The 10741-nt window shown below is 68.1% G+C and carries 16 protein-coding genes and 2 pseudogenes; 6 read left to right on the top strand and 12 right to left on the bottom strand.

The window, feature by feature from the left end; all coding sequences use genetic code 11:
• The coding region (locus tag GRX66_RS12385) for an MBL fold metallo-hydrolase (RefSeq protein WP_325064092.1) at positions 1–558 on the bottom strand (558 nt) is incomplete at its 3' end.
• Between GRX66_RS12385 and GRX66_RS20015 the strand changes: the two genes are divergently transcribed.
• Positions 548–754 (top strand): hypothetical protein, encoded by a 207-nt coding sequence (locus GRX66_RS20015; protein ID WP_233745495.1) that lies wholly within the window; start codon positions 548–550, stop codon positions 752–754. The two genes, GRX66_RS12385 and GRX66_RS20015, sit on opposite strands and share 11 nt — an antisense overlap.
• A gap of 45 nt (positions 755–799) precedes the next feature.
• On the opposite strand, the gene GRX66_RS12380 is transcribed toward GRX66_RS20015, so the two are convergent.
• Together GRX66_RS12380 and GRX66_RS12375 are read right to left on the bottom strand one after the other, a co-directional pair.
• Positions 800–1417 carry a uracil-DNA glycosylase family protein gene (locus GRX66_RS12380; protein WP_325064091.1) on the bottom strand — a complete coding sequence of 206 codons (618 nt, stop codon included), beginning with the start codon at positions 1415–1417 and terminating at the stop codon, positions 800–802.
• A gap of 25 nt (positions 1418–1442) precedes the next feature.
• Positions 1443–2204, bottom strand: coding sequence for a hypothetical protein (locus GRX66_RS12375; protein ID WP_159526839.1), 762 nt, complete (start codon positions 2202–2204; stop codon positions 1443–1445).
• 159 nt (positions 2205–2363) lie between these two features.
• Between GRX66_RS12375 and GRX66_RS12370 the strand changes: the two genes are divergently transcribed.
• The gene (locus tag GRX66_RS12370; RefSeq protein WP_159526838.1) at positions 2364–2639 is read left to right on the top strand and encodes a hypothetical protein; all 276 of its coding nucleotides are present in this window, start codon (positions 2364–2366) and stop codon (positions 2637–2639) included.
• A 142-nt stretch (positions 2640–2781) separates the two neighbouring features.
• Entirely contained in the window at positions 2782–3153 is a 372-nt protein-coding gene (locus GRX66_RS12365) for a winged helix-turn-helix transcriptional regulator (RefSeq protein WP_159526837.1), read from the top strand.
• Between the two features lie 88 nt (positions 3154–3241).
• Here GRX66_RS12365 and GRX66_RS12360 read toward each other — a convergent pair whose 3' ends face one another.
• The 5 genes from GRX66_RS12360 to GRX66_RS12340 all read right to left on the bottom strand — a co-directional run bounded on the left by GRX66_RS12360 (position 3242) and on the right by GRX66_RS12340 (position 5363).
• Positions 3242–3526, bottom strand: coding sequence for a helix-turn-helix transcriptional regulator (locus tag GRX66_RS12360; RefSeq protein ID WP_159526836.1), 285 nt, complete (start codon positions 3524–3526; stop codon positions 3242–3244).
• Between the two features lie 136 nt (positions 3527–3662).
• Positions 3663–3965: an archaellum operon transcriptional activator EarA family protein gene (locus GRX66_RS12355; RefSeq protein WP_159526835.1), complete on the bottom strand. Its 303-nt coding sequence runs from the start codon at positions 3963–3965 to the stop codon at positions 3663–3665.
• Between the two features lie 57 nt (positions 3966–4022).
• Positions 4023–4226, bottom strand: coding sequence for a heavy-metal-associated domain-containing protein (locus GRX66_RS12350; RefSeq protein ID WP_159526834.1), 204 nt, complete (start codon positions 4224–4226; stop codon positions 4023–4025).
• Between the two features lie 300 nt (positions 4227–4526).
• Positions 4527–4865: a DMT family transporter gene (locus tag GRX66_RS12345; protein WP_159526833.1), complete on the bottom strand. Its 339-nt coding sequence runs from the start codon at positions 4863–4865 to the stop codon at positions 4527–4529.
• A gap of 81 nt (positions 4866–4946) precedes the next feature.
• On the bottom strand, positions 4947–5363 hold the full coding sequence (locus tag GRX66_RS12340) for a DUF4149 domain-containing protein (RefSeq protein ID WP_159526832.1): 417 nt from the start codon (positions 5361–5363) through the stop codon (positions 4947–4949).
• 69 nt (positions 5364–5432) lie between these two features.
• Between GRX66_RS12340 and GRX66_RS12335 the strand changes: the two genes are divergently transcribed.
• The 3 genes from GRX66_RS12335 (at position 5433) to GRX66_RS12325 (ending at position 8367) form a co-directional block, all read left to right on the top strand.
• A complete protein-coding gene (locus tag GRX66_RS12335; RefSeq protein ID WP_159526831.1) occupies positions 5433–7076 on the top strand; it encodes a potassium channel family protein in 1644 nt (547 codons plus the stop codon).
• Between the two features lie 287 nt (positions 7077–7363).
• A complete protein-coding gene (locus tag GRX66_RS12330) occupies positions 7364–8020 on the top strand; it encodes an RAD55 family ATPase (RefSeq protein ID WP_159526830.1) in 657 nt (218 codons plus the stop codon).
• The gene (locus GRX66_RS12325; RefSeq protein ID WP_233745494.1) at positions 8017–8367 is read left to right on the top strand and encodes a VOC family protein; all 351 of its coding nucleotides are present in this window, start codon (positions 8017–8019) and stop codon (positions 8365–8367) included. The genes GRX66_RS12330 and GRX66_RS12325 overlap by 4 nt, the downstream gene beginning before the upstream one ends.
• Positions 8368–8380: 13 nt before the next feature.
• On the opposite strand, the pseudogene GRX66_RS12320 reads toward GRX66_RS12325, so the two are convergent.
• The 4 genes and pseudogenes from GRX66_RS12320 to GRX66_RS12305 all read right to left on the bottom strand — a co-directional run.
• Positions 8381–8801 (bottom strand): annotated as a pseudogene (locus GRX66_RS12320) (GIY-YIG nuclease family protein).
• A 3-nt stretch (positions 8802–8804) separates the two neighbouring features.
• A complete protein-coding gene (locus tag GRX66_RS12315; protein ID WP_159526829.1) occupies positions 8805–9782 on the bottom strand; it encodes an aldo/keto reductase in 978 nt (325 codons plus the stop codon).
• A gap of 52 nt (positions 9783–9834) precedes the next feature.
• Positions 9835–10482, bottom strand: a complete 648-nt coding sequence (locus GRX66_RS12310) for a hypothetical protein (protein ID WP_159526828.1) — start codon at positions 10480–10482, stop codon at positions 9835–9837.
• Positions 10483–10536: 54 nt separating this feature from the next.
• Positions 10537–10741 (bottom strand): annotated as a pseudogene (locus GRX66_RS12305) (ABC transporter permease); the annotation flags it as partial.

Below are 10741 nucleotides of genomic sequence, written 5' to 3'. Positions count from 1 at the left end.
GGCGATGTCGCGTGCGCGGTCGGCGGGCGCGAAAATCGCGCCGCGGTGGCCCGGCCACGCGCGGTCCAGGTCCAGCGACTGGACGCGCTCGAGGCTGTCGAGGTACCGCTGGAGCGGCCGGTCGACGCGGACGTCCGCGCCGCCGACGTTCGGCGTGTACTTCGGCAGGATTGCGTCGCCGACGAACGCCTCCCGGCGGCCGTCGCGCTCGAAGACGTACGCGACGAGGCCGGCGGCGTGCCCGGGGAGGTGAACTACGTCTACGTCGAAGGCGCCGGCTGCGAGCGTGTCGCCGTCGGCCACGGGCGTGACGTCGACGGGCCCGCCGCTGAGGTCGCGGTGGTCGGTCATGAACGCGAGGAGGTCGCGTTGCGTGTCCGCGGGCATCCCCCAGTCGGCGATGGCGGCTTCCTGCTTGGCGACGAGGTCGTGGACGTCGTCGCCCGGGGGTTCGACGAGCGGCGCGTCCGCCTCGTGAGCGTAGACGGCGGCGTCGCCGGCGGCCTGGATCGCGGCGGCGAGGCCGGCGTGGTCGGAGTGCCAGTGCGTGAGCAACACCCCGGTCGACGTCCGCGAACGACACGCCGCGGTCTGCGAGCGCGTCCCGGAGTTCCGCCTCGACGGCGGGCGTGGCGACGCCCGTGTCCACGAGCGTCGTCGGCGCACCGGGGTCGTCGCGCCCGAGGAGGTAGACGCTGTTCTGCCCCTCGAAGGCGGCGTTCGTCAACTGGATCTGGTGCACGACGCCGGATAGTCGACGCGCGGATAAATGGCTACCTGACTCGGCACGACTGTCCGGTCACCGCACGCGGAAGGACTCCGGGCCGACGAGGAACCGACCGAGGTCGGCCTCGCGCTGGTAGTCCGCCTCGCGGACCGCCCGGAGCGCGTCGACGTACGCGTCCTCGGCGCCGTCGTCCCAGTCGGCGGGGTCGAGTGCGGGGACGACCAGCCAGCCGCTCCCGTGGAGTTCGGACGCGTGAACGTCGGCCAGTTCGACGCCGTCCGGGTCGATTGCGGTGTACGTCTCCAGGACGTGGCGGGTCGCGCGCTCGCCGACCGGCAGGAGGACGTGGGCGGTGATTGCGCGCAGTTCCGCGTCGAAGAACGGTTCGAGTTCCGTGTAGTCGCGTGGCGTCGGGTCGCCGTCGGGGACGCACAGGTGGAGATACGAGAGGAAGAGGTTCGCTGGTTCGCCGTCCTCGTCGAGGAGCCCCGCGGCGGACAGGGCGGTCCTGAACCGCTCGGCGGCTGGCGTCCCACTGAAGGGGACGCCGGACTCGACGCCGCCGTGGACGCCGGGATGGTCGCCGACGACGTGGAAGTCCGCGTTCGCGTCCCCGTAGCCGGGGACGGCCTGCTCGCAGGGCGGCCGCATCCCGAACGGATTGCTGGTGCGGTCCGTGACGTTCTGCACGACCCGGGCTAGGCGGTACCGCGACTTAAGCGCCGCGAGACCGCGCCGCAGCGTCGTCGACGACGTGCATCGCGGCCGCAGACGCGATCAGTGCGGGGTACGCGATCACCACCGTCATGACGACGACCGCGACGAGGCCGCCCGCCGAGAGCAACAGCGAGACGAGGACCGAGACCAGCGCGGCGACGACCGCGAACCCGATAGAGAACGAGAGGTAGTCGCTGCTGTTGAGCGCGAGTTCGACGCTCCACGCGACGGCGTCGAGCGCGGACTGGTCGCGCGCGACGACGAGAAACGGAGCGCCCCAGAGGACGTAGCCCGCGAGCAGGAGGAACGGGAAAGCGAGGAGTGCGGTCGCGACGCCGCCGCCCACGGCGAGCAGCGCGAACGCGCCGACGACCACGAACTCGACGATGCGCACCCCCAGAATGGGGAGCGCGTCCGAGGCCGCGCTGTCCACGAAGTCCGTCTTGGACCCGTTGCCGGCGTCGTGGATGCCGCCGAGGTAGCCCGCGGTGAGCGCGGCGTCGACGAGGAGGTACACCGGCAGCAGGGACAGTGACGTCGGTGTGACGAAGTTGATTCCGGACGCGGGCGGGTCGAAGACCGTCCACAGCGTTGGGACCGCCGTCGGCAGTGCGAACTTCACGGAGATGTGGAACCCGCTGGCCGCGGCCGTTTGCGCGACGTTGTCGATGGCGAGCAGCGTCAGGGCGAACGGCACGAGAGCGTACGTGGAGACGCGGCCGGCCGTACGGGCGGCTCTGTCGAGGAGGGCGTCCGGCATACCACTTCGTGTCGTCGCGCCGACCGTTAAGGTTCCTGTTCGCGCGGCACCGGCTGCCAGCCTGGCCGACGGAACGAGGTCGCGTAGTCGACCGACGAAGCGAGTCGACCGTCGACGCAACCAGTGAGTACTTGTTCGCATGAGACTAACACACATAGTATGGCCGACGCGAACTCGAACGCTTCCTCAGACCCGCTCGCGGACGTGCCAAGAACGGTCGACGACGGCGAACTCCTCGGCGTCGACGCCACCGGCGTGCCCATCTACTACGACGAGAACGACGACCGCGCGTTCGAGGCGCTGCAGAGCGGTGGCGAGTGGACCGTCGGCGAGGAACAAACGAACGCCGACCTGGACGACGTCGTGGCCGAAATATCACGGCTCACCGGCTGGGACGAGCTCTCCGAGCTCGGCGAACAAGCACTCGAGGCCTGAGCGGCTCTCGCCAGTTGCTCGTTGCGATGAGCGAGCGACGAAGCGGCCCGCGCTCGCGGATGCCCCGAGTCGAATTGGCTTACCTACCGGTAACTAGCTATCGTGAGGTACCCTTAACTGGTCGACGGACGTAGCGGTCTCCATGAGCGAAACCGAGCAGTTGCCCGCGTGGTGCCCCGGCGACGGCTGGTGTTCGATAACCGCGACCACCGCACTCGTCGGCAAGAAGTGGCACCCCGTCATCATCCACAGACTGCTCGCAAACGGCCCGCTGGGATTCAACGACCTCCAGGAGGAAGTCGACGGCATCTCCAGCAAGGTGCTCTCCGAGAGCCTCGACGACCTCGAAGAGAAACGCGTGGTCTCCCGCACCATCGTCAGCGAGAAACCGGTCCGCGTGGAGTACTCGCTCACCGACCTCGGAGCGTCCCTCGAACCGGTCATCTTCGCGCTCGCGGACTGGGGCGAACAACACCTCGAGCCCGTCGAGGAGGAAGCCGCGTCAGTCGTCTAGGCTGGTGGAATCCACGCAGTGAAAACCCGGGCGGGCCCCAGACGACTGTCAGCAAGTCGGCAGTCGCGAGTTCCCGTCAGTAACGCAGTCAGTCGAGAGCGGCTTCGATTTCCGTTCCCTGTTCGGCGGGCTCCTCCCCGACGTCCTCGACGGTGAGGCGGTAGAGGTTCTGGCGCGCGTCCGGAATGTAGATGTCCTTCTCTACGATGTCGGCGTCCTGGAGCCGGTCGAGGGCGTCCCGAACGGTCCGCTGGGACAGCCGGGAGTTCTCCACGATCTGTTTCTGTGTGAGCCCGCCGTTGTACTCCAGTACTTTCAGCACCAGCTTCGCGCTCGGGGGGAGGTCCTGGACGAGTTCGTCGGTCGTGGTCATCTATCCAAGTAAACGGTCGCCGCCCCCTTTAGCACTCGGTAACGCCGGTGTGAGCCAGTTACCAAACGGTAACCTACCCCCTCGGTCGGGGCGGTCCGTGCACCGGTCGCCGGTGTGGTCGCCTGCGTCGTCGTCGTTAGACGGTGTCGGCGGTGACGCCCTCCGTGTACTGTCGCTTCCACGTGATGACGTCCTCGATGAGGTCTCGTCCCGCGTCCGTGATGCGGTAGTAGTTCGTGCGCGAGTCGCGCTCGCCTTTCTCCACCAGGTCGCGCTCGACGAGCGAGTCGAGATTCTGGTAGACGCGCGCGTGCAACACCTCCGATCCGTAGTAGTTCTCGAGTTCCGACTGGACCTCCATGCCCTTCGGGTCGTCCATCCCGCAGAGGATGCACAGGAGGTCTCGCTGGAAGCCAGTCATCTCGTCTCGCTTTCCCATGTCCGAACCAGCAGGGTCTAAAATTATAACTATTTCGGAGACTAAAGTAATTAGTCGTCACTCCACGACAGTCGCCTCGTAGCCCGCGACGTCCACAGCTTCCACGAGATCCCCGGGAGCGGCGTTCCCCTCGACGGTCGCAGCGCCGGCGACGTGGTCCGCGTCGGCGTCCCCCACGCCGGCCACGTCGGTGAGCGCGTTCTCGACGATGTCCTCACAGCCCGAACAACCCATGCCGTCGACGGTGAGTGTCGTCGCCATACCGAGTGAGCCTACCGCGGCCTCCGGGGAGGGCTTTTTGGCCCTGTCGGCTACCAGCCGAACAGCCGAAGGGCCCCGTCGGGCGCATATCGGCGAAACAGGCGGCTGCTCGAGAGGACGCTCGCACGGACGTCCTCGGGGTCGATGCCGGCCTCTTCGGTGACGACGGGAGCGCGCGACGACCGTCGACAGGGTCTCCGGCAGGACCTCACCGCCGATAGCGTCTCCGGCAGGACCTCACCGCCGAACAGGTCCCTCTCGTCGGGAGAGCGGCGTTCCGAGTTTCGGTCGTCTTGGACGTCAGTGGGCCGGCGAGTAGCTCTCCGAGTAGACGTTCAACACGAACACCCCCGTTAGCAGCAACAGAATTCCGGCGACTGCGGCGAGGTCGACGCTCTCGTCGAAGAACGCGACGCCAGCGCCGACGGCGCCGACGATACCGACGCCCGACCACGTCGCGTACACGAGACCGACCGGCAGCTCCTCCAGCGTCGCGCCGAGGAAGTAGAACGAACTCAGGTAGCCGACCGCTACGACGGCGGTGGGAGCGAGGTTCGAGAACCCGTCGGCGAACTTCAGGGCGGTCGTGCCGACGATTTCCGACGCGATTGCGAGCGCGAGAGCGAGATACGGACGCATGCACGAGCGGTCTCACCGCCGCGTCTTAACGGCGACTGGTAGCTGCAGCGAGCGAGAACCCGCGGAGTCAGCCGTGACTGCTCAGAGATGACCGACGACGAACGCCGCCGCGACACCGACGAGCGCGACGACGTTCAGGCCGACGGACTGCTTGTGATAGGTCGCGAACGCCTCGGACCCGGCGGCCTCCATCTTCGGAATCAGGCTGAAGCGAGCGTAGGCGTTCGCGACGAACGCGATGACGACTCCGGCCTGCGCGACGCGGTGCGGACTCGGCACGTCGACGACGAACGGCCCGGCCGTCCAGACGGCGAGCGGAACGACGCCCATCGCGACGCCGAACGCGTAGTACTTCGGGAACACGACGTTGACTGCGTCGCCGGCGCGCTCCTGGCCGAGTTCGTCGAACAGCGCGGGCGCGGCGATCAGCGAGAAGAACACGATGCTACCCAGCCACAGCCCCAGTGCCCCGTGCACGAGGAGGTCGGCGACTCCCATACGTCGGCGAGGGTGGCCAGCCTTCTCAACGTTCGGGGTTTAAGTCCGCGGCGTGGCTACGGGTGAGCGATGTCGAGACAGGGGCGTCGCGCGATCTCCTACATCGGACTCATTCTGGCTGTCGCTGCGGGGTACGCCGTCTCCTTCAAGCACGGAATGGCGGCGTTCGAAGGCCAGACCCTCAGCTACGCGCAGGCGGTTCAGTTCGTCGCCCAGACGTTCACCACCACCGGCTACGGCGCGTACGCGCCGTGGGAGTCCACGGTGATGCTGGTGCTGGTGGTGTTCATGCAGCTCAGCGGCGTCTTCCTCATCTTCCTGACGCTGCCGCTTTTCGTCGTGCCGTGGATCGAGGAGACGCTCGAAGCCGACCCGCCGACGAGCGTCGACCTCGAGGGGCACGTCGTCATCTGTGGCTTCGGCGCGCGCGACGAGACGCTCGCGACGGAACTCGACGCGCAGGGCGTCGAGTACGTCGTCCTGACCGACGACCGCCAGATGGCGCTGGACCTCTCCCAGGACGGCTGGAACGCGATCCACGGCGACCCGGAGTCCATCGAGGCGCTCGAGCGCGCGAACGCCTCGGCCGCCCGCACCGTGGTGCTCGACGAGAGCGACGAACGGAACGCCACCATCGCGTTGACCGTCGACGAGATCGCGCCGGACGTCCAGACGGTGTGCTTCGTCGAGGATCCGTCGCTGGCGGACTACCTCCGGTACGCGGGCGCGGACCGCGTGCTCAGCCCCCGCGAGCTCCTGGGCCGGAGTCTCGCCCGCAACGTCGTCGACACGATCACGTCCCGGCTCGGGGAAGCCGTCGAGATCGGCGACGACTACGAGATCGTGGAGATGCCCGTGCAGTACGGCAGCGAACTCGACGGCCGGTCGCTCGCGTACACGGGCGTCCTCGAACGCGAGGACGTGAACGTCGTCGGCGCGTGGTTCGCGGGCGAGTTCGTCGGGTCGATCGACCCGGAGCGAAGGCTCTCGAGAAACACCGTGTTGCTCGTCGCGGGCCCCGACGAAGCGCTGGAGTCGTTCAGACAGCGAACTGTCGCCGGACGGGACCGCCAGGACGTCGAGCGAGTCATGGTCGCGGGGTACGGCGAGGTCGGGACCGCCGTCCGGCAGTCGCTCGAACAGGAGGACATCGACACCAGGGTCGTCGACCTGCAGGACCTGCCAGGCGTAGACGTCGTCGGGGACGCCAGGGAGGAGGGGACGCTGCAGACCGCCGGCATCGACGAGTCGAACGCGCTTGTGCTCGCGCTAGCCGACGACACGGCGACCGTGTTCTCGACGCTGGTCGCGCGGGAGGCAAGCGACGAGGTCGAGATTCTCGCCCGCGCGAACGAGACGGAGAGCATCAGGAAGCTGTACGCCGCGGGGGCGGACTACGTGCTGGCGCTGGCGACAGTCTCCGGCCGGATGCTCGCCCAGACCATCCTCGACGAGGACGTGATGGCGCTGGACAAACAGATCGACATCGTGCGCACCGAAGCCCCGGCGTTCGTCGGCCAGACGCTCTCCAGCGCCGACATCCGGGCGAAGACTGGGTGTACGGTGGTCGCTGTCCAGCGGGACGGCGACGTGATCTCGAACCCCGGCCCGACGTTCCGGATCCGAACCGGCGACGCGCTGGTCGTCGTCGGCGAGGACACGAACATCGCGCGGTTCAACGAGGCCGCGAACGTGGCCGCTGCTGCGTCGTGACCACGTGCGGGAACACGGCCAGGGCCGGTGCCGAGAGTGAACCTCAGTCCCGCCCGAACGACGAGTCCCCCTTCAGCGGCACTGGGAACCCGCATCATCTGGTCGCCCCGGGCCCCGTTCCGCCCGTCCGAGAACACAGCAGTTTCCTGCAGAGAATTGGATTGGCGGTCGGTCGACGGCCCGGAAACCCGGCGGAGTGAACGCCATCCCGCACATACTTATGTGTCTCCGTTCCAGTAGCACCAAGCGAAACAACGCCTCGAGAGGTGTCGGTTTCGCCTGGAATAATGACGTACAACGTGGATGGGGTCCTGCCGGCCGAACTCGTCGCCGGGTTCGACGACGGCACGAACCTCCTGTTGAGTGGGCCGGCGATGTCCGGCAAGCGAGACCTCCTGCTGGAGTTGCTCGCGCGCGGCGAGCGCGACGGGGAGGGCGCGGTCGTCGTGACGTCACGCGACCCGGCCGAGGAGGTCGTTCGCGAGTACGAGGACGCGGTCGGCTCGACACCGAACTTCGTTCGAGTCATCGACTGCGTCAGCGCGCAGAGCGGCAGCGCTACGGACGGGGACGGCGTCCGGTACGTCTCCTCGCCGGGCGACCTCACGGGCATGGGAATCGAGTTCTCTGAGGTCGCACGTAGCGCCGGTGGCCAGGGCGTCGACCGCCTCCGCGTCGGGTTCGACTCGCTGTCGCCGCTGTTGATGTACGTCGACATCCAGCGGCTGTTCCGGTTCCTGCACGTGTTCACGAGCCAGATTCAGTCCCAGGGCTGGCTCGGCGTGTTCTCCGTGGACCCGGAGAGCCACGACGACCAGACCATCAACACCATCAGCCAGTTGTTCGACGGCGTGATGGAGGTGCGGGTGACCGACGGGGGCGTCCGCGAAGTCCGCGTGCGCGGCGTGACCTCGACCCCGACGCCGTGGGTCGAAGTGACGTGAGCGGCATCGTCTTCTTCCGAACGGCGGACCGCCAGCGCGTGGTTTCCTTCTACCGGCAGCGACTCGGCTTCGAGACGTGGCTCGAACAGGACGGCTGCACGATCCTCCGACACGACGACCTGAAACTCGGGTTCTGTGACGCCGACGGCGACCCAGACACCGACGGCATCGTGACGCTATACTACGACACGCGGGCCGCCGTCGACAAGCGCCGAGCGGCACTGGACGACGTCGCGACCGACGACCCGCGCGTCAACGACGAGTACGACATCTACCAGTTCTTCGGCGAGGACCCCGAGGGGCGGACGCTGGAGTTCCAGACGTTCCGCCACGACCTGCCCGACTAACCGTTCCTCGGAGCTACCGCTGGCGTTCGTGGCAGTCCCCAGCGGCCGCCGCGAGCGTCCCACGTGTCGGCGCGTACGCGAGGTGCGTCCCACAGTCGCAGTCCGAGGCGCCGAGACCGGGCACTGGCACAGCGGCCGCGGCGAGCGTGCTCGCCGTCTCGCACTCCACGTCCTCGTCCTCGGTGACGTAGACCGCGTCGACCCGCGACTCCGGGTGGCCGAGCAGGTAATCGACGTGGCCGAGTCGGCGGGCCGTCCCGCTCCCCTGCAGCGAGCTCCCGGTGGCGGTCGACGCGCTCCAGGCCGCCCGCGCCGAACGCGGACCCGGTGTACGCGTACCAGCCGGCGTCGAGGTCGTATGCGCCCTGTGCGCCGAACTCGACGGTCGCCGGCTCCGAGACCTCGACGAGTAGCGTGTACGTCCCTTGCGGCATCCGTCACTCGTGACTGGAGACCCGCACCGGTTCGTAGGGGTCCTCCAGGTAGTCGATGTCGGAGTCCGAGAGGTCGACGTCGAGGGCTTCGACGGCCTGTTCGAGGTGTTCGATGCTCGTGGTTCCGACGATGGGGGCGTCCACCCAGTCCTTGTGGAACAGCCACGCGAGCGCGATCTGCGCCATCTCGACGTCCTTCTCGGCGGCGAGTTCCTGCACGCGCTCGTTGATCTCCGGGCCGCCGCCCTCCCGGTAGGGGTGCTCGTAGAGGTACTCCTCCGTCGAGCCGCGTTCCGTGGCACGGACCTCCTCGTGGGGACGCGTGAGGTAGCCGCGAGCGAGCGGCGACCACGGGACGACGCCCACACCCTCCTTCCGGCACAGCGGCAGCATCTCGCGTTCCTCCTCCCGGTACGCGAGGTTGTAGTGGTTCTGCATGGAGACGAACCGCTCGTAGCCCTCGCGGTCGGCCGTGTGGAGCGCGTCCGCGAACTGGTGGGCCCACTGCGAGGACGCGCCGACGTAGCGGGTCTTGTTGCGTTGGACGGCGTCGGTGAGTGCGGCGAGCGTCTCGTCGATGGGCGTGTCGTAGTCCCAGCGGTGCGTCTGGTAGAGGTCGACAGTCTCCATCCCGAGGCGTTCCAGGGAGTCGTCCAGCTGGTGTTCGATGGACTTCCGGGAGAGGCCGCCGGAGTTCGGGTCGTCGTCGTCGAGCGCGTAGAACCCCTTCGTCGCGACGACCTGCGCGTCGCGGTCGTAGTCCGCCAGGACGTTCCCGAGCACGCGCTCGCTCTCGCCCTCGGAGTACATGTTCGCGGTGTCGAAGAAGTTCACGCCGAGGTCGATGGCGCGCTCGATGATCGGGCGCGCCTCGTCCTCGTCTTTGACCCACGGCCGCCACTCCGAGGACCCGAAGCTCATGCAGCCGAGACAGATGCGACTGACTTCCATGCCGGTGTCGCCGAGCGTCGTGTACTCCATGCGGGTAGCGTCGTGGCGCGGGGCCTAAGTCGTTGGCCAGCCGGCAGACGCGTCACGAGCGCAGCCACCGGTACCCAATCCAGCCGATAGCTCCCGCCACGTACCAGCAGAGGTACGACGCGGGCACGACGAGGCCGACCATCCGGTCCGTGAGGTAGCGCTCGGTCCCGAGGTGCCCTGCGACGTCCAGCACCGCCACGATTCCGGGGTAGGTGAACAGCGAGAACGGCGACTGCGGCGGGAGCAGCGACGCTGGCAGGCTGAACGCCACGAGCGCGACCAGCCCGAATGGATGCCAGCGGTCGTCGAGCCACCACGCGATTCGTCCACCGCTCGGCGCGACGCTGCGAACCCGCTGTCGGAGTCCGGTCCACTGGCCCAGCATCTGAAGCGAGGCGTCGACGACGCTCACCGGCAGGTACCAGAGCGCCACACCGACGAGGAACGTCAACACGAGCCCGAGTGACGACGGTCCGACGACGAAGTCGGTGTGCGACCACTCGTAGGCTGGCCAGTAGAAGTGATGTTCGACGGCCTCGTCGGGGTGGCGGCCCGCGCTCGTCGTCCACGTCCGCCACCGGGTCCACGTCGTCCAGGCTGTCGCCAGCGCGCTCACCAGCACGCGGCGCGCGGACGGTCTGAGAACGCGCACGACGGCGTCGGCGACGGCGTCCTCGACTCGGTGTCTCCGGAGCGACACGTGACCGGGTCGCAAATTCTCCACCTAAAACGTTCGGGCTCTCCGGAGAGCAGTTCAGCCCGTGGTCTTACCGGCGAGCCAGCGAAGCGCGGCGTATCCCGCGGCGGCAGCCACCAGCACGCCAGCGAGCGAGAGCCAGGTGACGAGGGTCGGGCTGCCGACCGCGAGGCGCGCGACGAGGTTCTGCGGGCTCTGCGGGAGCAGCGACGCGAGGCCGAACGCCGCCAGCGCCGCGAACGAGTACAGCAGTTGGGCCTCC

Origin of the sequence: Halobacterium bonnevillei (assembly GCF_009831555.1) — an archaeon.
GTDB lineage: Archaea > Halobacteriota > Halobacteria > Halobacteriales > Halobacteriaceae > Halobacterium > Halobacterium bonnevillei.
The sequence above is the reverse complement of the archived record's forward strand: the minus strand, read 5'-3'. Positions and strand labels throughout refer to the sequence as shown.